This is a genomic window from Nocardia brasiliensis IFM 10847 (assembly GCF_000710915.1).
GTDB lineage: Bacteria > Actinomycetota > Actinomycetes > Mycobacteriales > Mycobacteriaceae > Nocardia > Nocardia brasiliensis_A.
Map to the genome: position 1 here is coordinate 1 of NZ_BAUA01000143.1, position 24,986 is coordinate 24,986.

Annotated in this window: 23 protein-coding genes; 7 read left to right on the forward strand and 16 right to left on the reverse strand. The window is 69.3% G+C overall.

Annotated features, from left to right (window positions below):
* From NBRGI_RS27335 to NBRGI_RS27370, 8 genes are all read right to left on the reverse strand, one after another.
* Positions 1 to 1,178: Wzz/FepE/Etk N-terminal domain-containing protein (locus NBRGI_RS27335; protein WP_036561106.1), on the reverse strand; the 1,178-nt coding region annotated here is incomplete at its 3' end.
* Positions 1,169 to 2,554, reverse strand: a complete 1,386-nt coding sequence (locus tag NBRGI_RS27340) for a hypothetical protein (protein ID WP_029900076.1) — start codon at positions 2,552 to 2,554, stop codon at positions 1,169 to 1,171. The genes NBRGI_RS27335 and NBRGI_RS27340, both read right to left, overlap by 10 nt.
* A 36-nt stretch (positions 2,555 to 2,590) precedes the next feature.
* Positions 2,591 to 3,595, reverse strand: coding sequence for a CgeB family protein (locus NBRGI_RS27345; RefSeq protein ID WP_029900077.1), 1,005 nt, complete (start codon positions 3,593 to 3,595; stop codon positions 2,591 to 2,593).
* Complete coding sequence (locus tag NBRGI_RS27350; RefSeq protein ID WP_029900078.1) at positions 3,592 to 4,893, reverse strand: lipopolysaccharide biosynthesis protein; 1,302 nt, start codon at positions 4,891 to 4,893, stop codon at positions 3,592 to 3,594. The genes NBRGI_RS27345 and NBRGI_RS27350 overlap by 4 nt, the downstream gene beginning before the upstream one ends.
* Complete coding sequence (locus NBRGI_RS27355) at positions 4,886 to 6,037, reverse strand: glycosyltransferase family 4 protein (protein WP_029900079.1); 1,152 nt, start codon at positions 6,035 to 6,037, stop codon at positions 4,886 to 4,888. The genes NBRGI_RS27350 and NBRGI_RS27355 overlap by 8 nt, the downstream gene beginning before the upstream one ends.
* A complete protein-coding gene (locus NBRGI_RS27360; protein ID WP_029900080.1) occupies positions 6,034 to 7,101 on the reverse strand; it encodes a glycosyltransferase family 4 protein in 1,068 nt (355 codons plus the stop codon). The genes NBRGI_RS27355 and NBRGI_RS27360 overlap by 4 nt, the downstream gene beginning before the upstream one ends.
* 29 nt (positions 7,102 to 7,130) lie before the next feature.
* On the reverse strand, positions 7,131 to 7,979 hold the full coding sequence (locus NBRGI_RS27365; RefSeq protein ID WP_029900081.1) for a glycosyltransferase family 2 protein: 849 nt from the start codon (positions 7,977 to 7,979) through the stop codon (positions 7,131 to 7,133).
* Positions 7,979 to 9,073 carry a class I SAM-dependent methyltransferase gene (locus NBRGI_RS27370; RefSeq protein WP_029900082.1) on the reverse strand — a complete coding sequence of 365 codons (1,095 nt, stop codon included), beginning with the start codon at positions 9,071 to 9,073 and terminating at the stop codon, positions 7,979 to 7,981. The genes NBRGI_RS27365 and NBRGI_RS27370 overlap by 1 nt, the downstream gene beginning before the upstream one ends.
* 74 nt (positions 9,074 to 9,147) lie before the next feature.
* Between NBRGI_RS27370 and NBRGI_RS27375 the strand changes: the two genes are divergently transcribed.
* Positions 9,148 to 9,720, forward strand: a complete 573-nt coding sequence (locus tag NBRGI_RS27375; RefSeq protein ID WP_029900083.1) for a dTDP-4-dehydrorhamnose 3,5-epimerase family protein — start codon at positions 9,148 to 9,150, stop codon at positions 9,718 to 9,720.
* Here NBRGI_RS27375 and NBRGI_RS27380 read toward each other — a convergent pair.
* Genes NBRGI_RS27380 through NBRGI_RS27395 form a run of 4 tightly spaced genes read right to left on the reverse strand, consistent with a single transcriptional unit; the run spans position 9,704 to position 13,399 of the window.
* Positions 9,704 to 10,732 (reverse strand): NAD-dependent epimerase/dehydratase family protein, encoded by a 1,029-nt coding sequence (locus NBRGI_RS27380; protein ID WP_029900084.1) that lies wholly within the window; start codon positions 10,730 to 10,732, stop codon positions 9,704 to 9,706. The two genes, NBRGI_RS27375 and NBRGI_RS27380, sit on opposite strands and share 17 nt — an antisense overlap.
* A 2-nt stretch (positions 10,733 to 10,734) precedes the next feature.
* Positions 10,735 to 11,385 (reverse strand): PIG-L deacetylase family protein, encoded by a 651-nt coding sequence (locus NBRGI_RS27385; protein ID WP_029900085.1) that lies wholly within the window; start codon positions 11,383 to 11,385, stop codon positions 10,735 to 10,737.
* Positions 11,382 to 12,179 (reverse strand): sugar phosphate nucleotidyltransferase, encoded by a 798-nt coding sequence (locus NBRGI_RS27390; protein WP_029900086.1) that lies wholly within the window; start codon positions 12,177 to 12,179, stop codon positions 11,382 to 11,384. The genes NBRGI_RS27385 and NBRGI_RS27390 overlap by 4 nt, the downstream gene beginning before the upstream one ends.
* Positions 12,176 to 13,399 carry a class I SAM-dependent methyltransferase gene (locus tag NBRGI_RS27395; protein WP_029900087.1) on the reverse strand — a complete coding sequence of 408 codons (1,224 nt, stop codon included), beginning with the start codon at positions 13,397 to 13,399 and terminating at the stop codon, positions 12,176 to 12,178. Before NBRGI_RS27395 ends, NBRGI_RS27390 begins: the two co-directional genes overlap by 4 nt.
* 510 nt (positions 13,400 to 13,909) lie before the next feature.
* Here NBRGI_RS27395 and NBRGI_RS27400 point away from each other — a divergent pair.
* Both NBRGI_RS27400 and NBRGI_RS27405 read left to right on the forward strand, forming a co-directional pair.
* Complete coding sequence (locus NBRGI_RS27400) at positions 13,910 to 15,193, forward strand: sugar transferase (RefSeq protein WP_235211125.1); 1,284 nt, start codon at positions 13,910 to 13,912, stop codon at positions 15,191 to 15,193.
* A 2-nt stretch (positions 15,194 to 15,195) separates the two neighbouring features.
* Positions 15,196 to 16,533, forward strand: a complete 1,338-nt coding sequence (locus tag NBRGI_RS27405; protein WP_081878250.1) for a polysaccharide pyruvyl transferase family protein — start codon at positions 15,196 to 15,198, stop codon at positions 16,531 to 16,533.
* Positions 16,534 to 16,544: 11 nt separating this feature from the next.
* Here NBRGI_RS27405 and NBRGI_RS27410 read toward each other — a convergent pair whose 3' ends face one another.
* Positions 16,545 to 17,006, reverse strand: coding sequence for an SRPBCC family protein (locus NBRGI_RS27410; RefSeq protein WP_235211126.1), 462 nt, complete (start codon positions 17,004 to 17,006; stop codon positions 16,545 to 16,547).
* 130 nt (positions 17,007 to 17,136) lie between these two features.
* Between NBRGI_RS27410 and NBRGI_RS27415 the strand changes: the two genes are divergently transcribed.
* Positions 17,137 to 18,168 carry an LLM class flavin-dependent oxidoreductase gene (locus NBRGI_RS27415; RefSeq protein WP_029900090.1) on the forward strand — a complete coding sequence of 344 codons (1,032 nt, stop codon included), beginning with the start codon at positions 17,137 to 17,139 and terminating at the stop codon, positions 18,166 to 18,168.
* Here NBRGI_RS27415 and NBRGI_RS27420 read toward each other — a convergent pair.
* Both NBRGI_RS27420 and NBRGI_RS27425 read right to left on the reverse strand, forming a co-directional pair.
* On the reverse strand, positions 18,158 to 19,618 hold the full coding sequence (locus NBRGI_RS27420; protein ID WP_029900091.1) for a carboxylesterase/lipase family protein: 1,461 nt from the start codon (positions 19,616 to 19,618) through the stop codon (positions 18,158 to 18,160). The genes NBRGI_RS27415 and NBRGI_RS27420 overlap by 11 nt on opposite strands.
* A gap of 47 nt (positions 19,619 to 19,665) precedes the next feature.
* A complete protein-coding gene (locus NBRGI_RS27425) occupies positions 19,666 to 21,459 on the reverse strand; it encodes a sugar-binding protein (RefSeq protein ID WP_051728068.1) in 1,794 nt (597 codons plus the stop codon).
* A gap of 330 nt (positions 21,460 to 21,789) precedes the next feature.
* Here NBRGI_RS27425 and NBRGI_RS27430 point away from each other — a divergent pair, with 330 nt between their 5' ends.
* Positions 21,790 to 22,449 (forward strand): MspA family porin, encoded by a 660-nt coding sequence (locus tag NBRGI_RS27430; protein ID WP_036561111.1) that lies wholly within the window; start codon positions 21,790 to 21,792, stop codon positions 22,447 to 22,449.
* Between the two features lie 145 nt (positions 22,450 to 22,594).
* Positions 22,595 to 23,128, forward strand: coding sequence for a hypothetical protein (locus tag NBRGI_RS27435; RefSeq protein WP_148310966.1), 534 nt, complete (start codon positions 22,595 to 22,597; stop codon positions 23,126 to 23,128).
* Between the two features lie 6 nt (positions 23,129 to 23,134).
* On the opposite strand, the gene prcB is transcribed toward NBRGI_RS27435, so the two are convergent.
* The gene (gene prcB / locus NBRGI_RS27440) at positions 23,135 to 23,953 is read right to left on the reverse strand and encodes a proteasome subunit beta (protein ID WP_029900095.1); all 819 of its coding nucleotides are present in this window, start codon (positions 23,951 to 23,953) and stop codon (positions 23,135 to 23,137) included.
* A 442-nt stretch (positions 23,954 to 24,395) separates the two neighbouring features.
* Between prcB and NBRGI_RS27445 the strand changes: the two genes are divergently transcribed.
* Positions 24,396 to 24,875 carry a hypothetical protein gene (locus NBRGI_RS27445; RefSeq protein ID WP_148310967.1) on the forward strand — a complete coding sequence of 160 codons (480 nt, stop codon included), beginning with the start codon at positions 24,396 to 24,398 and terminating at the stop codon, positions 24,873 to 24,875.
* The last annotated feature ends 111 nt before the right edge of the window (positions 24,876 to 24,986 follow it).

Here is a 24,986-nt window from a genome sequence, read left to right on the forward strand (position 1 = left end):
CGCGGGGCGATCGACAACGCGTCCGCGGCGGCGGTGACCGGTGCCACCTCGACCACCACATGGTCGAAATCGCATCGCAGGTCGGCCAGCAGCGCCCCGAAACGCTCGGTGGACAACGCATCCGGCGTCCCGGGATCGGGCGAGCCGAGCGGCAGCAGATCGATGCCGTCGTCGGGCAGCCGCACCACCGCGTCGCTCAGTCTCGGTCCGCCGCGTAGGACTTCGGCGAGCCCGGGACCGGTGTGCGCCAGCAGTTGGCCGGAACTGCCCGCACCGGTGGTGTCCGCGTCCACGAGCACCACCCGGGCCGCGGTGGCGGCCAGTGACCGGGCCAGCCGTGCCGCGATATCAGGAGCCGACCGCGCGGAAAGGCTGGTCAGCACAATCGTTTTCGGGCTCTTCCCGGCCGCGGCATCGGTGAGGCGGGCCCGTAGCCGCCGCGTCTCACCCACCTCGCCCGGCAGGCCGATGTCGAGTATCGCCAGAATCGGCACGGCCGGCCGTTCGGGTGCGCCGCCACCGCCGCCCCGAACCGGTTCGGCGAGTACCGATTCCAGCTCGGTGGAGGTGCGTAACCGACGGTCCAGCCGATCGCGGAGCAGGGCCGCCGCGAATCCCAGTGCGAGGCCGGCGCACAGGCCGAGAGCGAGCAGCCGCGTCCGTCGCGGCCCGCTCGGCGCGGCGGGCAGCTCGGCTCGGTCCACCACCGCGACCCGGGTGGCGGGTGCCGCGCCGAGTTCGGTGGTCTCCAATTCGTCCACCAGCCGCCGGAATTGCGCCACCACGGCATCGGCTAGATCGCGTGCCTGCGCGGCTGCGGGTGCGGTCACGGTGGCGACGAGCACGGCGGTCGCGGGCGGCGAACTCGCCGAGATCCGGCTGCGCAGTTCGCCGACGCTCAACCGCAACCCGCGATCGTCGATGACACGCTGTGCGACGGTGGCGCTGGTGAGCAAATCCAGATACGACCGGACCCGCTGTTGCGCCGCCAAACCGCCCTGATACGAGTCGTTCACCGACGTTCCGGTGGACATCGACACGTACATGCTGCTCGAGGCTTTGTACGTCACCGGAATCGTCTGCGCGTAGCCCGCGGCGGCGAGCAGGCAGACCAGCACCGCCGCGGCGACGACGATCCAACGGCGCCGCAGGACGCGCCAGTACTCGATCAAACCCATTGCCCAGTCCTTTGTGTAACGGGGACAACGGATTCGGCCCGCTCCCACGATCGATGCGCCGATAACTGCCCGCGCGAACCGCGGTACAAACCCACCAGCAGATAGATGAACCACACCAGTACGACGGCTTGGAGATATTTGCCGAGCATCTCCATGCTGCCGAGAATTCCGCGCTCGAAGATCACCGGTATCTCGACGAGCGCCAGCCCCAGCACGACGAGGGCGATATGCCGCGAATACAGTGCCCGCGCCCAGGAGGCCAAGAGCGCGAACGTGAATGCGGCGCCCACCATGATTCCGGTGTATCCGCCGAGCAGATAGCCTTCGCTGATCCCGCCCTCGGCCAGCGAGACCGACACCTGGCTCATGTCCACCGAGGCGCCCCGGACGTCGGCGGCCCACGCGGTGCCCGAGCGCAGCTTCTCCGTGCCGAGCAGTTGCGCGGGAATCAGGCTGCGCGCGGCATTTTCGGCCGCCTCGGCCGGAGACAACCAGGAGCCGGGCGGGGTGTAGTACACGTCGGTCGCCGCCTCCAACAGGTCGAATCGGCGCAACACGCTGAGCATGGGCCGGACCGCGGCGGGATACGCGGCGTCGGTGACCGCGGCGTCGGCCTGCATCTGCCCGGTGGCCTTCAGCGACTGCAACCAGCCGAAACCGCCCATGCCGAGGATCGAGACGAGCAGAATGGCAACGATTTTCGGCCGCGTCCAGCCGCCGAGCGCGAAGCGCACCCCGATCGCCAGTGCGGCGCCCATGATCGGGGTCTTGGATTCGACGGCGACGGTCCAGAGCAGTTCACCGCCCAGCAGCAGTCCGACCGCGGCCACCGTCGCACGGGCGCTCGCCATTCGCACGAAGACGATGAGCCCGATCGCGCCGATCGTGCCCAGCATCGTCACGAACGTCAATGCGGGACTGGAGGTTTCGACCTCACCCGCCTTGCCCGCGGTGCCGGTCGCGACCATCGCCGAGCGGCCGAGCGTGCCCAGGAAATACAGCACGCACAGGGTCGGCATGAAGTCGGGGTCGTCGGTGATCGCGGCACGCTGGGGCGCGCGGCGGCGTAGCCAGATCGCGAAGGCGACAACCAGGCCCGCGTACACCCACAAACCGAACACCACCGGACGCAGCACCATGGCGATGCCGTGGTCGTATCCGAGCGCGGCGAGGCGCGGATCGGCGACGTTGTCGCCGAAACGAGGTTCGGGCTGCACCCACAGCAGCACAACGGGTCTGGCGAGGTAGGACATCGCCCAGTACAGAGCCTGCGCGATGAGCAGCACCCTGGCCACGCCGGGGACGGTCAGCGCCGCGACCACCATCGTCGCCAGCGCCGCGGCGATCGCGATCAGCGCGGTGACGGCGGCGGTCATCGGCGGCCCCCGACGGCCGCACCGGGTCGGGGGAATTCAGGTGAGCGCATCGATGATCTCCTCCGCCCGGTCGACGTAGCGATGCCGCTCGGCGGTGATCCGCCGATAGCCGGCAGCGGCGACCTGCTCGACCGCCTCCGGTCGGCGCGCGCATCGAGTGAGGATCTCGCGCAACTCGGTTCGATCGGAGAACAGGAAGCACTCGGTGCCCTCGTCGAGCAACTCGGCATGTTCGGCAGTTCGCTCGCCGACGAAAAGCCCGCCGGCGGCCGGTATCTCGAACGACCGGCAGGTGTGGGTGTCCCGGTTGTCGGAGTTGAGCAGCACCAGGTTCGCGGTGATCGAGGCGACGGCCGCGGCGAAGCGCTCGCCGTACACTCCCCCGCCGAGTTCGGCGGCGGTGCTGCGCAATGGGCGCACCCGCCGCCAACCCGGCCCGTGCACCAGGAAATCGGAGCCGTACTCCCGAGCCAGGTCGACGAGCAGCGGCGCACGGTCGGGGCGGCGAGCGCCGATGAACCCCGCCAGGAACCGCCTGGCACCCCGGCGGGCGCACGGATGGTGCCACGCCGGGTCGTAGGCGCTGCGCACGAAACGCACGCCGCGTGCGCCGCGCGCGTGCAGTTCGGGCACATTGTGACGCTTGGTGGTGACCACCAGATCCCACTCCGACTCGTACGCCAGGTAATCGGGGCTGGTGTTCGCCGGATTCGAGACGTCGTCGGGGCTGTAGTGCACTCGCAGGTCGGCGGGCGTGCTCAACAGTCGTTGCTGGTCCAAATGCACGGCTTTGAACGCGAACAACAGGTCCGGTGCGAATGCCGCTGCGGCACGGTCGATCCGGTCGTGCAACGCGGCGGTCGTCCAGCCGGCCCGACGACCGGCGGCCTTGGCGTACAGCCAGCTCGGTGACAGCCGCGCGGGCAGCGTGACCGGGGTGGAATCGATCACCACCACCTCGTGTCCGGCCTGGCGGAACCCGTCGGCCAGCGAGCGCGCGTTGCTGCCGATCCAGTCGTCACCGACGTACAGAATCTTCATCGCACCGGCTCCTGCGCGACGGGCCCCGCGGCGGCGCGCTCGCGCACGATCAGCTGCCGGACCCGGACGAGATACCACAGCGCCACCGCGAGCTCGGTGAGCACGGTGCCGTAGACGAGCGCCCACACCGAGTGGTTCCGGAAGGCGACGGCCAGGGCGGACGCCGCCACGCAGGTGCCGATGAGCGCCCCGACCAGCACGCCGACCGTGTCCTGTCGCACCGGCAGCAGCGCGGTGGTGATGAAGGAGGTCACCGTCATCGCGGGCAGGATCAGCACCTCCACCCGCAACAGCGGTACCGCGCCGTCGAATCCGCTGCCGAAGATCAGCTGGATCAACGTCGGCGCCGAGAACCACACACCTGCCGCGGCCAAGCCCGCGATCCCGGCGCACACAGTCAGCACCTGTATCGCGTTGCGCCAGAACCGGTCGTGCGCGCTGCGCCGGGCCATCCGTGGCAGGAACGCGAATCCGACCGTGTCCAGCAGTGATTGGATGGCCCGCACCAAACGGTCACCGGCCGAGTACAACCCGAGGGAGGCGGCGTCGAGCACCGCCGCGTAGACCACCGGCGCACCCTGGCCGTAGCCGGTGACCAGCAGCCGAGACGCGAAAACCGGTGCGCCGAGCCGCAGGAGTGCGCGAACCGCGTGCGGCCGGGCCGGCGGACCGAAGCGGCGCCACGCGTCCACCCAGGTCGCGGCGACCGTGACGACAGCCGAGACCAGCAGGCACCCCAGCGCCACCGACGCGCTGGGCCAGCGGGGCAACAGCAGCACGAGCAGCAGCAGGTAGACGATCCGCCCGGCCCCCTGGTACACCGCCGAAGCCCCGAACCGGCCCTGGCCGATCAGCAGCCAGTCCTCCGAGATCGACCAGACACCACCGGCGAACAATCCCAGCAGGACCATATGCAATCGAGCGGGCGCTGCGGCCATCGTGCCGACCGTGAGCAGTGCGCCGAGACAACCGAGAATCGTCAGCCTGACCGCCAGGTAGTCGCCGCGCAGCTGCCCGATTTGCCGTGTTTCCGTGCGTGTTTCGTGCACTCGGGCGGCAAGGAAGGACGTGATGCCCAGGTCCACCACCAACGAGCCGATGAAATAGGCCGACATGCCGATCGCCAGCAGGCCGAGCCCTTCGGCGCCGAGCACCCTGGCGATGAGGGGCAGGGTCACCACCGTGATCAGGTACTGTCCGTATTTGCCGAAGCTGACGAAACCGATGTCGCGCAGCACCACGGCTGTCCCGCGCCAGGGGCGCGGCGCGGCTTGTGCGGCGGTACCGGTCTCAGCCATGGCGCGTTCTCGCCACCGTGGTGAGGAACTCCGCTGCGACGAGCGCGGATTCGGCGATATCGAACTCGCGGGCGCGCAGCACGCCCGCGGCCGCCAGCTTGGTGCGCAGCGCGGGATCGGTCATCAGCAGGTCCAGCGCGGAGGTGAGCTGGGCCGTGTCACCGCCCTCGACCAGGACACCGTGCACGCCGGGTTCGATGATCTCGGCGGGACCGCCGGGTCGGGAGGCGATCACCGCACAGCCTGCTTGCAATCCCTCCACGACGACCTGTCCGAACGGCTCGGCCAGCACCGAGCAGTGCACCAGAATGTCGGCCTGGCGCAGGTGGTCTCGCGGATCGTCCACATGCCCGGTGAAGGTCACGGGCAGCCGCAGCGCACGCGCCGAGCGCTCGAGTTCGCGGCGATAGGGCTCCTCGTCGAACAGCGTGCCGCCGATCAGGAATACCTGGCGTGGCGGCACTTTCACTTCCGCCAGCGCCCGCAGCAAGACGTCCTGCCCCTTCCACGGCGTCAGGCGGCCGACCATCGCGACGACCACGTCGGCGGGCGGGCGCTGCGGTGCCCGGTCGGCCGGCGGCGCCGGATCGGGTTCGATGCCGGGGTACACCACCGCGACCGGCCTGCGCCAGGTGATCAGCGAGCTCGCGGTCGAGCGGCTGTTCACCAGGTACCCGTCACTGACTGCCCAGCCGAGCAGGCGAATACCCCAGGCCAGCCACCGGCCGAAGTATTCGCTCGAAACCCGGTCGTGCACCGACCAGATCAGCGGGACGCGGGCGCGCCGCGCCGCGACGGCACCCATCAGCATGGCCTTGGTGCTCCCGGCGACCAGCACCTGCACGTCGAGTCGCCGGGTTTTCGTACCGAGCCTGCGCCCCAACCGAATCAGGGCGAGCGCGCCGACGAGCACCTTGCGCAGACCTGCCGCATCGATCGTCAGCGACCGGCTGTCGAACCCGTTGGGCAGCACCAAGGTCCGGATGCCGCGGGACCGAAACCGGCGCACCATGGGACCGTTCTCGGTGAACAGCATCACCGGTTCGACGGCGGTGCGCTCGCTCAGCGCGGACAGCAACCGCATGGTGGCGAGTTCGGCCCCCGACGGCGCCGCGGTGTGTGCGAGGAACAGCGCCCGGATCATCCGCGTAGCTCCGTGTACAGCGCGTGATGCCGGGCGGCGGCCACCGTCCAGGAGAACGATTCCGCGTGCGCGCGACAGCGGTCCGGCGTGGGTACCGCACCCGCGAGGGCGGCGACGATACGCGCCGCGAGCGCCTCGACATCGCCCGCCGCCACGACCAACGACGGATCGAGCCCGCGTACCGCGTCGGGCAGGCCGCCGCAGTCGGTGACGATCGGGGCGCGCCCGCATGCCAGGGATTCGAGGGCGATCAGTCCGAAGCCTTCGAGCGCGACCGATGGCACCACGGTGCAGTGCGCCCGTTCGTACTGGGCCGCCAACTGATCGTCGCAGAGATGCCCGGTGAAAGTGACCGAACGCTGCAGACCGCTCGACACCACCTGCTCTCGCAATTCCCGCTCGGCGCTGCCGGTTCCGACGATCACCAACCGCGTGCCGGGGTGCGCGGACAGCACCGCGGGCCACGCCCGAATCAAACGATCGATGCCCATCCGGCGTTCCAGCCGCCGAATGCACAGCACGACAGGCTCTTCGGCCGCGCCCCGAGGCGGCGCCACCGCGAATCTGTCGAGATCGACACCGGGAGCGATGACTTCGACACGTTCGGCGGCCACTCGATAGTCGGTCACCAGCACCTGCCGGAACTGCTCGGACAGCACCACGAAGCGCTCCGCGCCCGCATAGCGGATCCGCTCCACGAGATACTTCGCCCACGCGGTGAATTCGGACGCACCCGCGACCCGGCTCTCCGCGGCCCACGGGCCGTGGAAGTGCACGACGAGTCGCTGACCGCGGGCGCGACCGACCACCGGCGGCCCGTACAAACAGAAATGGCGATCGAGCACGGCGGGACGGCGCGGCGCGGGACGAGCGGCGACGGAGCGGCTCGCGCGGCGCAGCGTGGAGCCGGTCAGCCCGCCCCATGACCGTCCGCCCGCGGGCGGGTCGCCGAAGGCGGCCGCCGACACCTCGGTATCGGGATGCCGCCGTAATGCACCGAACAGATCGGTGAAGTACCGGTTGAGTCCGCCCGCCGCGGAACCGAACCACTCGGCACCGGTCATGTGCACCGTCACCGGCGCGGAGCGCGCGGTCATGTCCGCGTCCTTCGCGCCCGGGTCACCAGCTCCTCGGTCACCGCCCGCGCACGCACATTTGCCCGATGCAGGGCGGTCCGCACGAGCCGGCCGTCGGCGGCCAGTACGTCCCGGTGGCGCACGTGCTGGGGATACTCGCCCGCGATCCGGTGATGGAACCGCAACAGTTCCACCAGTTTGCTCACCGTCGAGGTCTGGCTGCACAGGTTGAAGGTCGAATTACGCCACGCGGCAAGCACACCCGGCATGCCGAAGAAGTGACCGAGCGAGGCGATCCGGCCGAACAGATCGACGTCCATCGGGAACACCAGATCGCCGCGCAGGCCGCCGACCTGATCGAAGTGCGCCCGCCGGAACATCGCCGCGGCTGTCGGGCCGAACTCCGCCGGGCCCGCCCGCACGATCGTGCGCAGGACCGGGCCCGCCGGCTGCGGACCCAGCAAGCCGGGCAGTCCGAGTCCCGTCTCGAGGACCGCGCCGCCCTCGTCGATCACCTGGAACTTGGCCGAACTGATCGAGATCGCCGGATCGGCCATGACCGCCAACTGCGCTGCGAGCGATCCCGGCAGCAGCACGTCGTCGGCGCAGACCACCTTCACCAACCGCCCGGTGGAGTGCCCGATGGTGGCGTTCCAGTTGGCACCGATCGGCAGCACCCGCTCGTTGCGGAACACCCGAACCCGTGCGTCATCGAACGACCTTGCGATGGCGGGTGTTTCGTCCGAGCTCGCGTTGTCGAGCACGACGAGTTCGCAATCCACGTCCTGCGCCAGGATCGACCGCATGGTCGCCGCCAGGGTTCGGCCCGCGTTGTAGGCGGGCACGCAGACGGACAGCTCGGTCATCACTCGATTTCCTCATTCGTCGGGGCGAATTCGGCGCCGAGCCAGCGGCCGGCCAGGGCCGGGAAACGAGCGTCGAGCTCGGGCCGCAGATCCGGCAGGGTCAGCAGCACCCGGTCGGGTTCGGCGCGCACCAGCTGCGCCGGCGAGATGATCGGCACGTCGGTACCCGGCATCCGTCTGCCCTGTTTGGCGGGCGAGGCGTCCGCGACCGCCCGCACCAGGCCGCGATGGATCCCGGCCAGGCCGAACAGCGCTACTGCGCGCGAGGCCGCACCATAGGCGTAAACGGAACGGCCCGCGTCGATTTCGGCCGTGAGGCGACGGCGCAGCGCCCGCGCGTGCGCATCGGCCGCCGACTGCAGCCCGCCGACCACCGCGGGATCGGTGATCCCGGCCTCCGCGGCGAGCATGCCCCGCACCGCGGCGTCGGGCGCACGCACCCCGTGCACCGCCGCCACCAAGACGGTGCCGCCGTACAACGCGAATTCCCAAGCCGTGGCCACGCTCATCCCAACGCGACGCAGCAACTCGCGCAGCGCGGTCAACGAGTAGTAGGCGAAGTGGCCGTGGCGCAGCGCATTCCACTGGTGCTGCCGGACGATCGTGCGCAGCGAATGGAACTGCAGCAGCAACAACCCTTCCGGCGCAGTGGCTTTCGCGCGTTCGACGAAGGCGCCGTGCTGGTCGGCCTCGTGCATGATGCCGAAGCAATCGAGCACCACATCGGCCTCGTCCGCAACCGTATCGAAACCGTGCGCCGCCAGGTGCGGCAGCCAACTGCCGCCGTGCGGGCTGCCGAACTCACGCACCGTCGCACCGCGCAGCCAGCCGTCCGCCCGGACCCGGGCGACCGCCGCGGCCGCCTGGTCCCGCAGGGCCTGCGGCTCCACCCCGCGCGGCTCGGCGGTTCGCGTATCGTCCTCGGCGAGCTGGGCCAGGCCGCAGCCCACGCATAGTTGCATCGCGAGTGGGTGCGCCGCCTCGTCCGCCCGCACCGGCACGTCGGCGCGGGGGAAGTGATCCGCGGCGGGCATGCGTCCCAGATCCAGCACCCGGCGCAGCCGGGTATCAGCGCACGCGCGGCACTCGTTCATCGCGGTCCTCCGACGGGCGGGCGAATCGGCGCACGCGATGGCGCGCCGCGGGTCCCGTCGGGCACCATGGCCTGGTGCGCATCGAGCAGAGCGACCTCGCCGACGTCCTGGTGCTCGTCCCCGAGCCGTTCCGGGACGAGCGGGGCCTGTTCACCCGGACCTTCGACGCCGTCGAGTTCGACGACCACCTGGGCACGCCGGGGAAGGCCGCGACGTTCGTCCAGGACTCGCAGTCCCGCTCGGCGCGCGGCGTGCTCCGCGGTATGCACGGGCGCGCCGGGCGCGGCGAGGCCAAGCTGGTGCGCTGCGCGCACGGCGCCGTGCACGACGTGCTGGTAGACATCCGCCCGCAGTCCCCGACTTTCGGGCAACAGCAAGCGTTCCTGTTGGACGACAACGACTTCCGGCACCTGTATGTACCGCCGGGGTTCCTGCACGGCTTCCAGGCGCTCACCGCGGTCGCCGACGTGTGCTACCGCATCGACCGTCCGCACGATCCGGCCGAAGACCTCGCGGTGGCACACGACGATCCGGACCTGGCCATCGCGTGGCCGCACCCGGTGACCGTGGTCTCGGCCCGGGACGCGGCCGCGGGCAGCTGGCAGGCGTTGCTCGCGACGCTGCCGCACGTTACGCCCCGATCCTGACCCGGCACAGCGAGTCGTCCAGCACGCCACCGTCTTTCAGCTCGGTCAGGCGGGCGAGCCGGGTGAACCGCTGGAAGAACCCGGCCGCGGTGAGGCCGCGGGCCAGATACTCCCGGTACAGCTCCGCGGCGCCGTCGGCGACGCTCCACTCGGCCTGGAAAGCCAGCTTCTCGCGCGCCTTCGTGAAATCGACGCGATAGGACCGCGCGTCGGAACCGGAGGTACCGGCGATCACCAGCCGGGCGCCGGGCACCGCATCGACGACGGCGCGGGCGATATCGGCCACGGTCAGGTTGTTGACCTCGGTGCCGATGTTGTAGGCCGCGCCGTGCACCGTCTCGAGCGGGGCGACCAGGCAGCGGGCGAAGGCGCGGGCGATGTCCTGCGCGTGCACCAGCGGCCGCCACGGCGTACCGTCCGAGAGCACCTTGACCTCGCCGGTCAGCACCGCGTAGCCGACCAGATTGTTCAGCACGATGTCCGCGCGCAGACGCGGCGAGAAGCCGAAAGCCGTTGCGTTGCGCAGAAATACCGGCGCGAACCCGGAATCCGCGAGCGCGAGCAGATCGTCCTCGACCCGGACCTTGCTCTCGGCGTACGGCGTCAACGGCCGCAGCGGCGCGTCCTCGGTGACCAGTTCGTCGCCCGCCGCGCCGTAGACCGAGCAGGTCGAGGCGTAGAGGAATCGGCGCACCCCGGCCGCTTTGGCCAGGTGGGCGAGCCGCACCGAGGCGTGATGGTTGATGTCGTGGGTGATCCGGGGCGCGAGCGCGCCCAGCGGATCGTTGGACAGCGCGGCCAGATGCACCACCGCGTCGAATCCGGTGAGCTGATCCACCGTGACATCGCGCAGGTCCACCGCGAGCCCGGGCGGATCCGCCGGGGCCGCGCCGAGCACACAATCGGCGAAATAGCCGACGTCCAGCCCGGTCACGTCATGCCCCGCGGCGCGCAGGACCGGCACCATGACCGTGCCCAGATAGCCTTGATGTCCGGTGACGAGCACACGCATCTTCACATACCTCCGAAACTGACGACGGTCTTCTCGGCCACGAAGGCCTCGGCGTATTCGGCATGGCACTGCACCCCGCGCACCCGGGCCGCGGCGAGGAAGGCGTCCTCGGTGAACCAGTCCCGATCACGTTGCGAGGGATAGTGTTTCACCAGCAGTCGCGCCTTCTCCGCGGCGACGCCCGCAGGCAGCGGATGGAACAGCGTGGGGCGCGCAGTGTCGGTCTCCCACTTGAGGATCTCGTAGCCGAGCGTCAGGTGATCCCGGAATTCGGTGGGCGTCAGTTCGGCGAGCAGGCGGTGATCCTGGTGCGCGTCGGCGCGATTGGGCGCGAACACGAGGTCCGGCTCGCCGCGGCGGCGCAGCGCGGCCACCGCGCCCTTGACTCGGTCCCAGTGCGCGGGCGCGCGGCCGTCGGGCAGATCCAGCACGGTCAACTCCACCGTCGCGCCCGCGCAGATCGCCGCGAGCGCGGCCCGCTCCTCGGCCGCCCTTGCGGTACCGCCACCACTGAGCACCAGCGCCCGAACCACCAGCCCCGGAGCGTTTTTCACCAACGTGAGCAAGGTGCCGCCCAGGCCGATGGCGATGTCGTCGCAGTGCGCCCCCAGCACCGCGACCTCGGTGATCCGCTGCGAGCGTAGCACGTTCACGAAACGACCTCGAGGCTCTGGCTGCCCTCCCAGATCATCCACGGCCGATCGCCGCGGTGGTAACCGTCGTCGAGTTCCGCGCGTTCCTTGAATGTGTCGGCGGGCTTCCAGAATCCGAGGTGCTGATAGCCGAAGAGCCTGCCCTGGCTCGCCAACGCGCCGCAGGCGTCCTCGACCAGATCGCCACCCGGCGGCAGCAGGTCGAGCACCTCCCGGGTCAGCACGAAGTAGCCGCCGTTTTCCCAGATAGGCAGTCGCGCAACAGGTGTGATGTTCTTGATCTCGCCCGCGGCGTTGATGTCCACGCAGTGGAACGACGATTGCGGCGGGACGATCAGCATCGATGCGGCAGCCCCGGACGCGGTGAACTTCTCGATCATCTGGTCCAGGGGCGCATCGGTGAGCACGTCGGCGTAGTTGGCGAGGAAGTACTGCTCGCCGTCCAGGTGCCCGCGCACCCGGCGTAATCGTTCGCCGATGGCCGAGTCGACGCCGGTGTCGACGAAGGTGATGGTCCAGTCGCTGATATCGGACTGCAGCAGTTCGACCTGCCCGTCCCGGATGACGAAATCGTTGGACACCGATTCCTGATAGGTCAGGAAGTAGTTCTTGATGTGGTTGGCGCCGTAGCCGAGGCACAGGATGAAGTCCTTGTGGCCGTAGTGCGCGTAGTACCGCATGACATGCCAGATCAGCGGGCGTGGACCGACCATCTGCATGGGTTTGGGGATGACGTCGTCGGTGCCGTTGCGCATGCGCATGCCGTAGCCACCACAGAACAGGACAACCTTCATGAGAGCTCCGCGCGACGCAGGGTGGGCAATGGATAGACGAGCTCGCCGCCCCAGTCGCCGATATGGCGCAGCTGCGCGGTGATCTCGGTTTCGAGATTCCAGGGCAGGACGACCACGACATCGGGCCGGTCGTGCTCGATCCGCTCCGGCGGGTGGATCGGGATCCGGGCGCCCGGGGTGAATCGCCCGTGCTTGTACGGGTTTCGGTCCACGGTGTACTCGAGCAGGTCGGGCCGGATGCCGCAGTAGTTGAGCAGCGTGTTGCCTTTGCCCGGTGCGCCGTAGCCGACCACCCGTTTGCCCTGCCCGCGCGCGGCGAGCAGATAGCGCAGCAGATCGTGCCGGACCGCTTCGGTGCGCGGACGCAGCGCGGCGTACCCGTCGACCTCGTGCAGACCGGCCTCGGCTTCCACCGCGAGCGCTTCGGCCACCCGCCGGCCGGGAACCGCGACCGAATCGGGCCGGGCCCAGATCCGCAGCGAACCACCGTGCGTGGCCAGATGTTCGACGTCGACCACCGTCAATCCCGCGGTGGCGAGCGCCCGTTGCGCCGAGAGCACCGTGTAGTACTGGAAATGCTCGTGGTAGATGGTGTCGAACTGCCCGAGCCGCACCAGGTTCAACGCGTGGTGCACCTCGATGGCCAGCCAGCCGTCGTCGGTCAGCAGGTCGCGCAGCGAGCGGGTGAAACCGAGCAGATCGGGGATGTGGGCGTACACATTGTTGGCCACCACCAGATCCGCGGGACCGTGCTCGGCGCGGACCTTCGCCGCCGTCTCCTCGTTCAGGAACGCCGACATCGTCGGCACGCCGCGGGCCAGCGCCGCCGCGCCCACGTTCACCGAGGGCTCGATACCCAGACACGGCACGCCGGCCGCGACCGCGTGCTGCAGCAGGTAGCCGTCGTTGCTGGCCACCTCGACCACGAACGATCGCGGGCCCAGCTCGAAGCGGGTGATCGCCTGATCCACAAACGCTTTCGCGTGCCGCACCCAGCTGTCGGAGTAGGACGAGAAGTACGCGTACTCGGTGAAGGTGTCCTGCGGCGTGATCAGAGCGGGGATCTGCAGCAACAGGCAGTTCGCACACAAACGCAGATGCAGTGGATAGTTCGCTTCGGGATGGTCGAGTTCCGCCGCGGTCAAGAATTTCTCGCAAGGTGGACAAGCGCCCAGATCGAGCACGCTTACCAGCGGGGATTCACAAAGCCGACAAATCACGCATGCTCCCACTCGGATCGACCAGCACCTGAAGCGGCGGAAACGCCACAACAAATCGGGTGGAACAATACCAATAACCGCCATTCTCCCCGAGCTAGCATACTCACAGCAACGCTCGCATATTTTTGGGCTTCTGCACACCGCGCGAGCTCGGCGCAACCATAACCTCATCGAAACCAGCAGGCAATAGGAGCCTTTCATACCTGCTAGAACCCGACACTAGCACTGGGACGCGGACCGCTCCGCCCCGTTAAGCCCCACCTGAAATCAACGCTTCAATAGTCACAGCTTCATCGGACCCATAAACCAATGGCCAGCGAGTTTTCGCAAAGATATAGCTATCACCTCTCCCTGTGATGTGCGTCGCACTGGATTGTGCGCCCGTTCTCATCCAGCGATCGATCTGCAACACTCGCTTCGCGGTTCTGTTCGGAAGCAATTCCCCGGCGGTGGCAGGGGAATCGCTTCAGCGTTTATCGCCACGCTCGTCGATGAAATAGGAACGTCTCCATGCGTTTAGATATGTGCGGGTCAGGGGTTGCTGTCGATCCGCCTTCGGCCGCGCGGCGCGGACTGCACGCCGGCCGGGTCCGAGCCTGCGGCACAACAGAGTTCGCGGTCGTCCGCACTGCGTTGCGCTACCTGTTCGCCATGATCGCGCTCGCCGCACTGCTGTTACCGCTCGATACCACCCGTGACTTGCTGGCGCTCGCGCTGCCGGTCGGCCTGCTCGGTCTGCTGGGCAGCCGGGCGCTGTCGCGCCGCCGCGCCGACGCCGAACGCCCGCGCCCTACCTCCGTCCTCGTGGTCGGCAATCCCGCAGCGGCACAGGCGGTCACCGCCGCCTTCACCGCCGATCCCGCCTCGAACTACCGGGTGATCGGCGTATGCACCCCGGCACCGGTCTGCGCCTGTTCCAACGGAATCGGCGTCACCGGCCTGCAGGCGCCGATCGTCGGCGACCTCCGATCGGTGACCGAGGCGGCCTATCGGACCCGCGCCGATGCCGTGGTGCTGACCGGCGGTGACGTCTGCGCGCCCGGCGAATTCCGCAGGCTCGCTTGGGACCTCGAAGCGCTCGGTGCCGAACTGCTGCTGGCGACCGGCTTGATCGACGTCGCCGCGGACCGGGTGACCAGGCACTCGGTGTCGGACATGACGGTTCTGCACGTCGCGAAACCCCGCCACCCCCTGGCCAGATCGCGAGCCAAGGCCGCCTTCGACCTGTGCTTCGCGTCCCTGGCACTGCTGGCGACCGCGCCGACGCTGCTCGTCATCGCGCTGCTGATCAAACTCACCAGCCCGGGCCCGGTGTTCTACCGTTCCGAGCGGATCGGCATGCACGGCAAGCCTTTCGCGATGATCAAGTTCCGCAGCATGTACCTAGACGCCGACGACCACGTGGGGGCGTTGATCGACGAGGCTGGGGGCAACCCGGTGTTCTTCAAGCTCGAACACGATCCGCGCGTGACACCGGTCGGCCGGATTCTGCGCAAGTACAGCCTGGACGAGTTGCCGCAGTTCCTCAATGTCCTGCGGCGGGAGATGAGTGTGGTCGGCCCGCGCCCGCAGGTGCAGCGCGAGGTCGACGCCTACGACGACGCGATGCGGCGCAGGCTCCTGGTCAAACCCGGGATCACGGGGCTGTGGCAGGTGAGCGGGCGGTCCGATCTCTCGCTCGAGCAATCCATGCGGTTGGACGTCAGTTATGTCGACAACTGGTCCATGCGGCTCGACCTGATGATCCTCGCCAGAACGATCACCACCGTCACCAGCGGCGACGGAGCGTACTGACCGTGCCGGGCGGCGGCCCGATCCGGGTGCTGGTCGAGAACGGCGAGTACGCCCTGCGCAATCGGGGCGATCTCGCGATGATGGCGATCACCGTGCGGCGGCTGCGGGAACGCTGGCCGCACGCGCGCATCGGGATGCTGACCGACCAGCCGCGGGTGCTGCGGGCGTTGCTGCCCGAGGCGGAACCGGTGTACGCCGCGACCGGCGGACATTGGGCGCGTTCGGGTTTCGCGAGCGAGGCCATCCGAGCAACCGGCACGACAATGATCGGTCCCGCCGCATTGCACTGGCGAGCGGCGTCGGACGTGCCGAAAGAGCGACTGCGCCGGGTCCGCGCAGCGGCGAAGACGAAGTTGCGGCCGTCCGGCACCGACGCGCCCGCGGCGGAGCTCCGCACGGCGCAGCGCCCGGCGGCGCTCGCCGACGCGTCCCTGGTGATCGCACAGGGCGGCGGATACCTGACCGATGTCGACCTGTACCAAGCCCATCGCGTTCTCGATCTGCTGGAACAGGCTGCCGCCCTCGGCATTCCCACCGTCATGCTCGGCCAGGGCATCGGTCCGATGCGGGATGCGGGGCTGCTGAAACACGCCGCCGCAGTCCTTCCCGGTGTCGACGTCATCGCGTTGCGCGAGGGGCGGCGCGGGCCCGGCCTGCTCGCCGATCTCGGCGTTGCCCCCGGACGAATCCTGGTAACCGGCGACGACGCGGTCGAATTCGGTTACGGGCTGCGCCGGGCCGGACTGGGCGTCGATCTCGGTGTATGCCTGCGGGTCGCGGACTACTCGCGGGTGGGCGACCCGGCCCGTGCCGTACTCACAACCGTGTTGCATTCTTGTGCAACACAATTCGATGCGGCGCTGGCGCCGTTGATCGTCAGCGAGTACGACTCCGAGGACCGTCGCGCTACGCTGCCGCTGCTCGTCGGCGCCGATCGCGTCCGTCCCGCGGTGCGCCGGGCCGGGACGGCCACCGATGTCGTGCGCCAGGTCTCCGGGTGCCGCGTGCTGGTGACCAGTACCTATCATCTCGCGGTCTTCGCACTGTCCCAAGGGATTCCGGCGGTCGCGCTCTCGGCCTCGCAGTACTACGACGACAAGTTCCACGGCTTGGCGGGTATGTTCGGCACCGGCCTGCGCATCGTCCGGCTCGACGACAGCGCCTTCGAGCAGCAACTGACCGATGCCGTCCGGGAATTGTGGACGACGGCGCCCGCATTGCGCGATCGGTTGCAGGACAAGGCGACCGAACAGATCGCCGCCGGGCGGATGGCGCTGGAGCGGGTGTTCCGGCTGGTCGAGGGAGGAGCGCCCACGCCGATATCGGGGCGGTCACCCTGAGCGCAGCGCGCTCACTGCTGCACGCGGGCCTGGATCTCCGCCAGGTTGGCCCGCATACCCGCCGTCCATTCCTCCAGCCGGCGCGCGACGATGCGGCCTTCGAGCTGCGGCGTAGCGGTGATCGCCACGACCAGCCCGGACGGCGCGGGCCCCATCCGCGCCCACTGCCGCACGATCACACCTTCGCGCGCTTGGTCGATCTCGAAACCCCAGGTGGCGCTGATGCCGTCGGGACCGACCACGTTCCATACCCAGCGGCGCTCGGGTTCGACCTCGACGACCTCGCACACGGTTTCCCAGGCCCCGAGCGCAGGATGACGGCTGTGTCCGCGGAACCGCGCGCCGAGGGCGACCCGATCGGCGTCGCCCTCCCAGCTCACCGCCTCCAGCTCGGGAGAGCAGCGCACCGGCAGCTCGATGTCGGTGACCAGGGCCCACGCCGTCGCGGCGTCGCAGGAAATCCGTTCCGCCACTTCGATAGTGGGACAGTCGCGATACCGCACCGCACCCCTTCCCGCCTGCTCCGCGCCGGCTGCCTTATACGCTATTGCATAGAACATAGAGGAGGGGCCGGGCTCCGGTCCACCAGGCCGAGGAGGCACAGTGCGTATCGGGGTGCTGATCGAACCGCGGTTACCCGGTGCGGTGGAGTTCGCGATCGCGGCCGAGGCGGCGGGGGCCTCGTCGCTGTGGGTGGCGGAGGTATGGAGCTACGACGCGTTGACCGGGTTGGCCTATCTCGCGGCCCGGACCTCCTCGATCCGGCTGGGCACGTTCGTCGTTCAGCTCGGGTCGCGCACCCCCGCGCTCCTGGCGACGTCCGCACTGAGCCTGCACGAGCTCTCCGGCGGCCGGTTCGACCTCGGCATCGGCGTGTCCGGACCGCGGGTGATGGAGGGGTGGCACGGCGTCCGGTTCCGCCGCCCCGTGCGCACCACCCGCGAGACCATCGAGATCATCCGGACCGTGAGCCGCGGCGAACGGCTCGCGCACACCGGCGAGATCTACCCGCTGCCGTTGCCGGACGGGCCGGGCCGGGCGCTGCAGCCCATGGTCCGCCCGGCGCACGTGCCGATCTACAACGCGGCCATGGGACCGCGGAATCTGCGACTGACCGGCGAGCTGGCCGACGGCTGGCTCGGCAACGCCTTCATCCCCGAGGCCGCCGAGGTGTTTCTGGACCCGTTGCGCGAGGGCGCGATCCGAGGCGGGCGCGAGCTGACCGAACTGGATCTGGTGGCGCCGGTCGCGGTCGAGATCACCGGTGACGAGCAGGCCACCGCGCGCATGATCGACAAGCACGCCGAGGGTTACGCGTTCACCATCGGCGCGATGGGCGTCGGCGGCCGGAACTTCTACAACGACGCCTTCGCCCGGCTCGGCTTCGGCAAGGAGATCGAGCAGGTCGCCCGGCTCTGGCAGGCCGGCGACAAGGACGCCGCCCGGCGCGCGGTGCCCCGCGAACTCGGCGCGCTGACCAACCTGATCGGCACGCCCGCCGACATCACCGAGCGGCTGCGGCGCTACCGGGCTGCTGGAATCACCAGTCTGCTGGCCAAACTCGACGGCGACTACGCGCAGCAACTCTCGACCTTGCGGACCTTGCTCGCGCTCGCCTCTCGCCTCACGGACTGACCGGATCCTGCTCTCCGGCGTGCGCCGGTGCGTCGAACACCCGCACCGACGGGTGTTCGGCACTGTCGCGCGGCCAGCCCGGGTCGCCGGTGCGCGCGAAAGCGACCCAGGCGGTGTGCATCTCGTCCGCGACCGACTGCGCGGGATTCGGCCCGACCAGCGCGGGCACCGCGTCGAGCGTGTCGAACACGAACGGGAGTTCCAGGGCATGGAACGCGCCGAAATCCTGATCGACTCGGCGCCAAGCGAATTCGAAGGCGAACACGGGCGTGCCGGTGCCTGCCTGGGCGTGTGCCAATTGCCTTGCGGGGAAACGGAACGCGTGATCGGTGAGGACCGCGGCCAGCAGGTCACCCGCCGAAGCTCGGTGCTGTTGCGCTATATACGGCTCGAGGCAGGACGCGTCGAGTCGATACCTCGCCAGCACGAAGGGCAGCGCGTCCATGGTCAGCGCGGCGGCGACGCCGGTCGGGACGATGAAGAGCCGGAATTCCTCGCTGGTGTGCCCGATGAGCAGCGGGATTCCGCGGGCCGACCCGGCGGCGACCGCGTCGATCGGCCGCTCGTGCAGCACAACGCCGTCCAGCACCGGGAACAGGCTCATCGAGGCGAGTCCACCGGTGATCACCGACGCGCCCCAGCGCGCCGGATCGGTATCGGCGATCAGGTCCGCGACCGTCTTCTCCTGCGCGGCGATCAAGGCATCCGGCGGCACCGCCGCGAAATCCGCCGCGGTGGGCGCGATCGCGAGCGTGGCGGCGATCTCGGCGGACACCTTGCGCGCGTCGGCCTCGGACGCCACGACCTCGCCGTTACCGCTCTGCATGATCGCCTTGGCGAACAGTCCGGCCGAGCGGGGTGAGGCGAGCAGCGCGGCGATGCTCATCGCGCCGGCCGATTCGCCGAAGACCGTCACGTTGCCGGGATCGCCGCCGAAACCGCGAATGTTCTCCTGCACCCACGCGAGCGCGTACTGCTGATCCAGCAGACCGCGATTGGACGGCGCGCCGTCGAGCACCGCGAAACCCGCTGCGCCGAGCCGGTAGTTGAGCGACACCAGCACCACGCCGTCGCGGGCGAACGCGGCACCGTCGTAGGCGGGCAACGCATTCGAGCCACGGGTGAACGCACCGCCGTGGATCCACACCATGACCGGCAGTCCCGACCCGCCCGGATCCGGTGTCCACACATTGACATTGAGCGCCTCCGCCCCCGGCACCGTCTGGACCCCGAAGATCGCGGCGAGCGCCGGCGGGTACGGCGCCTGCGGGCAGCTGCCGCCGAATTCGACCGCCTCGCGCACGCCCTCCCACGGCACCGGCGGCTGTGGGGGCTGGAACAGCGCCGCCCCGACCGGGGGCGCCGCGTACGGCACACCCAGAAAAGCGCTGATCCCGTTGGCAGTCCGGCCGCTGATCTTGCCGCCCGTAACCGCGACGACAGGTTCCATCGTCACTCCTCACTTCGCGCACTTCGCCGTCCATTCAACCCGTGCGTCTAGCGGATGGTGCGTGGATTTCCCGCGATCGGCACCCCGATGCGCTCGGCCTGCGCCACCGAGGCCGGCGAATCCGCACTGCGGGCGGCGGTTCGCGGCAGGACCGATGGTTTCGCGAGGACGGAAAGCCCTTCGGGCGGTTGATAATCGGCGAGCACGGCGGTCCCCCACACGTACGGGTCGGCCTGCGGACTGCCGAACGGCGACCAAGCCAGACGCGTGTGCCCGGTCTTGTCCGCGCTGTCGGAGTCGTAGACCAGGATGTTCACGGCGAACCTGTCGGGATCGACCGGGGCGGGCAATTCGGCCAGCGGTATCTTCACCTCGACCGTGTAGCCGCGGTACGGCTCGCTGACCCGAGCGGCGACCCGCATGCCCGGTGCCGTCTCACCCGCTACGCCCTGATCGTTGTCGGCGTCGCGCTCGGCGGCCGGGCCGCCCCCGCTCGCGGTGTAGGGCAGGATACCGGTTTTGAACGTGGTCGACGTGTCGTCGGAGTCGCCCCGGGGATCGAGCGCGATCTCCACCGCGTCGGTGCGCCAGTGCCGCTTGACGTCGTCGGCCGCCAACTCCGCGCCCTTGCGATCGTCGGTGACATCGACCAGCACGTACAGGTCCTCAGCGTGCCTGGACAGTTTCGCCGTCGCCGCGCAGTCCCCGCCGCCCTGCCAGAGGGCCAGCGGCAGTGCCGGACCCGGGTATTCGCCCGGGCCCTCGATACCGTCGAGCACGGGCGCGACCGGCACCGTGGGGATCACCGTGCGCGGGTTCGGCGGATACCCGGGCTGGGCGCGATTGGCCAACCAGGGCAACCCGATTCGCTCGGCCCAGTCGCGGAACTCGGCGTACAGCGGCCGCAGTCCGGTCTGCCGCAGCACCGGCGCCTCGACGAAACGACCGTCCTCGGCGAGCACTGTGAACCAATCCGAACCGAGCTGCCGCGGATCCGCGGGCACCCGCGGCGGCAGCGCCGCGAAACCCTGTGTCAGATAACGACGTGCCGCATCGCGTTCCACCTGTGCCCAGCTCATGTCGTGCGCCCGCGACAGCCCACCGGACCAGACGCCGAGCACCGGTAGGCCGCTGGCCGGATCGATCTGCCGACGCTCGGCCGCGTCCGGCCCGAGCAGTGTGTCGAATCCGTAGTTCTGCGCCAGCAAGCTTCTGGGCTGCCACACGCGCAGTCCTTCGTCGGTGAGCTGGCTCGGAAAGGCCTGCGGGTCACCGGCCGAGCGGAACGCCTCGATGCCGAGGCGGGCCGAAAGCTGGTGCCCGCCATGCTGATTGAACGGGCGCGGGTCCATCACCACGATGGTGTGCGGGGTGGTCGAGCGGACCAGTCGCACGAGGCGCGCCAGCGTGTCCTCGACACCCCAGACGCGCGCGGTCAACGGGGCGGAGAGGGTGTACCAGAAGTCGGGCTTGTCGAGGTAGAAGATGTTCTCGATGCCGACCGATGCGGTGGCCCGGCGTTCCTCGATCTCCCGGAGCAGACCCAGCTCGGGCCCCTCCTCGAGGCCTGCCGCGTTGCCGCCGCCTTCGCCCCGGGTGATCGTCACGACGCCGGTGCGCCAGCCCAGTTCTTCGCGCCAGCGCCCGAAGGTGGACAGGTTGCTCGACTCGTCGTCGGGGTGCGCACCGATGAACAGCACGTCGGTGTGGGCCGGATCGGTCTCGGCACGCCGTGGCGCGGCGGCGGACGCGTCGGCGACGAACCACGTCGCGGCGACTCCCGCCGCCAGCACCGCGCGCCGGCTCAGCCGTGCCCCACAGCCCGCCCCTGCGCGCCCCATCCCTGCCTCCCGTCCGCCGCACCGCACGAAACCAGAGATAGTAGAGCAGCCGGTTCCCGTCGACACCGGTCCGACGCACGCTGATCGGAACGTTCCACGCAGGTAACGAGGCCGGCGTGACGCACTCCACAAAGCACCGGTTGAATTCTGCACCACCCACTCCGGCCAGCGGGACTCCGATATCGAAAAGGTCAACGGACGATCACGGCGACACGCCCACCCAGGGCAGAGGTTGCCAGAAGTTTGCCATTAGGTTTTCCTTTTACCCGAAGGGGAACCCATCTTTGCGGGTTCGAAGCCAACATACGACCCGACAAGGATCAAAAAACTATGAACAGGGTTGCCTTTCGGCGCGGGCACGCCGCCGCCGCGGCATGCACGAGTGCGATAGCAGTCGGATTGCTTGTAGGCGCACAGGGGATCGCCGCAGCCGATGCCGTCGCCGACAAGTCCCGGGTTGTCACCACCGACGACGGCTGGACACTGACCGTCACCAAAACCAGCGAGACCCTCGACCGCTATCCCAACCTCGCGGCCACCATGTTCACCCGCGAGGGATTCGTCTCACTGAAAGCCGTCGCGGAGATCACCGGTAGCGGCAGCCAGCCCGTCAACACCGGGCAGGTCAGCTTCGGCTACCAGATCGGCTGTCAGATCGACGTCTCCTCCGGACTCACCACCAGCCTCGGGTTCTCCGCAGGGCCCAATGCCTCCCTCAATATCTCCTACCCGCCCAGCGTCAGCCTCGGCGTCAACGCCTCGGTCTCCCCCAACCTGTCCACCACCCTCAAACCCGGCTCCATCGCCACCGTCGAATTCGGTCGCAAGCAACTCGCCACCGGCCGCGCTTCCATCGCCATGGATCAGGTCGAAGTCAAGGTCGACGCCTGCATGGGCCCGGTCTCGCTGCGCTCCTTCGCCACCGCCACCATCTCCACCCCCACCGCCGACAACACCACCACCGCCTACGGCGACCCCATCTGGCTCTGACGCCCGCGACGGCAGCCCTGTCTGCACGAGGCATCGATCCGACCGGCGGCGAACCGCATGGCACGACGGCCTTGTTCGACCAGAAAGGTGCGTGATCGACCATGGATGTACTCGCCGCCCGTACCGCGGTGCGCGTACCGACCTGATGACGTTGCCTTCCAGGGACCTTCGACCTCGGCGGTGGGCGGGGTGGATCGTCGCGGTCGCGGGGGTGCTGAGTTTGGTGGCGGCGCAATCGACGCTGGCGGTCACCTGGCTGGTGCCGGTCGCGGAGTCGGTACGGGGCGGTGATCGGCTCCGGTTCGACAACAGTCGCAGGCTGCCGGAGGTCGACGTGACTCCGTGGTGGGCGCCGAGCGGCTATCCGTACGGGCTGGATCACCTCGGGTTCGTGCTGGTCGTCGTCGGCGCGGTGGGCGTACTTCTCGCGCCGGTGCTGCTGACGCGATTCGCTGTCACGTCGGTGGGGCGGGCCGCGGGCCCGATCATCGCGGCGGCGCTGCTGCTCAGTTCGGCGACCTCGGTGTACCTGGTGCTGCGGTTGCGCAACTTCTGGCAGGACCGGATCGCCGCCGGCGGCGGATTCCGTTTCGGCCCGGCCTTCTGGGCACTCTCGGCGACCGCCGCCCTGGCCGCTGTCGCCCTCGGTCTGTACGCGTCCACCCGGACAGACGAATGAGTGCGCTCAGGACGCGCTTCGCTCGGCGGTGCGGGTGGCCAGCAGCGTGCGGGTGATGTCGACCAGGCGGGATTCGGGGATCTCCTGGGCGCCTTCGGCGTCGACGATCACCGCGCGGGGGTAGATGCCGCGGACCACGTCGGGACCACCGGTGGCGGTGTCGTCGTCGGCGGCGTCGAACAGGGCCTCGACCGCGATGTGCAGGGCACGGTCGGCATCGATGTCACGGGTGTGGGTCTTCTTCAGTGACGACTTCGCGAACAGCGAACCGGAGCCGACCGCGGCGTAACCGAATCGCTCCTCGCTGCGGCCGCCGACGACGTCGTAGGAGAAGATCCGGCCGGCCCGATCGGGGTCGGTGGCGTCGAGATCGTAGCCGACGAGCAGCGGGACGACCGCCAGATCCTGCATGGCCGCGGGCAGGTTGTCGCGCACCATCTTCGACAGCCGGTTGGCCTTGCCCTCGAAGGTCAGCGGCGCGCCCTCGATCTTCTCGTAGTGTTCGAGCTCTACCGCGAACAACCGGATCATCTCGACGGCCGTGCCGACGGTGCCCGCGAAGCCGGCCGCCGAGTAGGTGTCGGTGATGAAGACCTTCTCCATGTCCCGGGTGGCCAGCAGATGACCCATGGTGCCCCGCCGGTCGCCGGCCAGCAGCACACCGCCGCGATAGGTCACCGCGACGATCGTGGTGCCGTGCGGCGCGATGTCTTTCGCCGTGCTCGCGCGGCCGAACCGGTGCGACGGCAACAGTTCCGGTGCGTTCCGGTGCAGGTATTCGGAGAACGACGACGATGCGTGCCCCTCGTCGAACCAATCCGCCATCGCAGCCCTCCTCGATACCCAACGCCGAACCCGGGTATCGACCCTACCCGCTGCGCGCGCACCGCACGCAACGTGCGCGCACCGGAAGGTCCCGGCGCTCAACCGGATTCGCACGGATGTGACCCAGGCGCCCGGACCCGCCGCCCGGATCGCGCTGACCTGCGGCGTTACCGAAAACACCCGGACTCGCGTCGGGGTCCCGTACACCGTCAGGTATGACGCACGTGCATCCGTGTCCTCCCAAATGACGACCCTGCCAGCGACCCGCGGGCGATGCCCCGAGCCTGCCTGACCACGCAGAATCTGTGGTGCCGGTCGTGATCACAAGCATTCTGTAGGAAAACTGTTAGCCGCAGCGGATTTGATACAGGTGCGACAGATGCGGGTGCCCACCACGACCCCGCCCCAGAGTTCTCGAGCCACCTGATGAATGGAGAAGACAGTGCCTGCGACGTTCCAGAGTCCCGTCACCGTGGCCACCGTGAACGCAGCGCACGACTACTGCGACCGTGGCTGGACCGTCACCGAAACCGCCAACGGCATCTGCCTGATCACCGACGAGCAGGTCGCCGCCGTCGAGTTGACCGGTGCGCTCGCCGGTGAGGTCTCCCGCTTCCTGCACGCGAACAACCTGCTCGGCCCGGTGGTCGAGCTGCCGGGCGCACAACGTCGCGAATTCCACCTGGTTGTCGGTGCCGCCAAGGCGGGGCTCGCCATCGCCGCGCTGCGGGACGCGGGTGCCGTCGTGCACACCGACGGCGCGAGCATCCCGCTGCCGCCGACCCGGCTCGCCCACGGCGCGGCGTGCTGGAAGATCGCCCCCGACGAGGCCCGCTGGGTTCCGCCGGTGGTGGCGATCGCCGCCGCGGCTCGCGCCAGCACCGCCCACCGCGCCCGGCAGCTCGCCTCCGTCGCCTGCTGAGAGGGTCACGCCCGCTCAGAAACGGGTTCGACACCTGAGTGACGGTCCTCACATCTCTCCGGATCAACGGTCCACCTACAGCAAATGCTCAGTTACTGTGCAAGACAGTAG

Bases quoted from the DNA above. Each gene is read 5' to 3' on its own strand.
- NBRGI_RS27340 (WP_029900076.1), bottom strand. From the start codon at position 2,554: ATGACCGCCGCCGTCACCGCGCTGATCGCGATCGCCGCGGCGCTGGCG.
- NBRGI_RS27345 (WP_029900077.1), bottom strand. From the start codon at position 3,595: ATGAAGATTCTGTACGTCGGTGACGACTGGATCGGCAGCAACGCGCGC.
- NBRGI_RS27350 (WP_029900078.1), bottom strand. From the start codon at position 4,893: ATGGCTGAGACCGGTACCGCCGCACAAGCCGCGCCGCGCCCCTGGCGC.
- NBRGI_RS27355 (WP_029900079.1), bottom strand. From the start codon at position 6,037: ATGATCCGGGCGCTGTTCCTCGCACACACCGCGGCGCCGTCGGGGGCC.
- NBRGI_RS27360 (WP_029900080.1), bottom strand. From the start codon at position 7,101: ATGACCGGTGCCGAGTGGTTCGGTTCCGCGGCGGGCGGACTCAACCGG.
- NBRGI_RS27365 (WP_029900081.1), bottom strand. From the start codon at position 7,979: ATGACCGAGCTGTCCGTCTGCGTGCCCGCCTACAACGCGGGCCGAACC.
- NBRGI_RS27370 (WP_029900082.1), bottom strand. From the start codon at position 9,073: ATGAACGAGTGCCGCGCGTGCGCTGATACCCGGCTGCGCCGGGTGCTG.
- NBRGI_RS27380 (WP_029900084.1), bottom strand. From the start codon at position 10,732: ATGCGTGTGCTCGTCACCGGACATCAAGGCTATCTGGGCACGGTCATG.
- NBRGI_RS27390 (WP_029900086.1), bottom strand. From the start codon at position 12,179: ATGAAGGTTGTCCTGTTCTGTGGTGGCTACGGCATGCGCATGCGCAAC.
- NBRGI_RS27400 (WP_235211125.1), top strand. From the start codon at position 13,910: ATGCGTTTAGATATGTGCGGGTCAGGGGTTGCTGTCGATCCGCCTTCG.
- NBRGI_RS27420 (WP_029900091.1), bottom strand. From the start codon at position 19,618: ATGGAACCTGTCGTCGCGGTTACGGGCGGCAAGATCAGCGGCCGGACT.
- NBRGI_RS27425 (WP_051728068.1), bottom strand. From the start codon at position 21,459: ATGGGGCGCGCAGGGGCGGGCTGTGGGGCACGGCTGAGCCGGCGCGCG.
- NBRGI_RS27430 (WP_036561111.1), top strand. From the start codon at position 21,790: ATGAACAGGGTTGCCTTTCGGCGCGGGCACGCCGCCGCCGCGGCATGC.
- NBRGI_RS27435 (WP_148310966.1), top strand. From the start codon at position 22,595: ATGACGTTGCCTTCCAGGGACCTTCGACCTCGGCGGTGGGCGGGGTGG.
- prcB (WP_029900095.1), bottom strand. From the start codon at position 23,953: ATGGCGGATTGGTTCGACGAGGGGCACGCATCGTCGTCGTTCTCCGAA.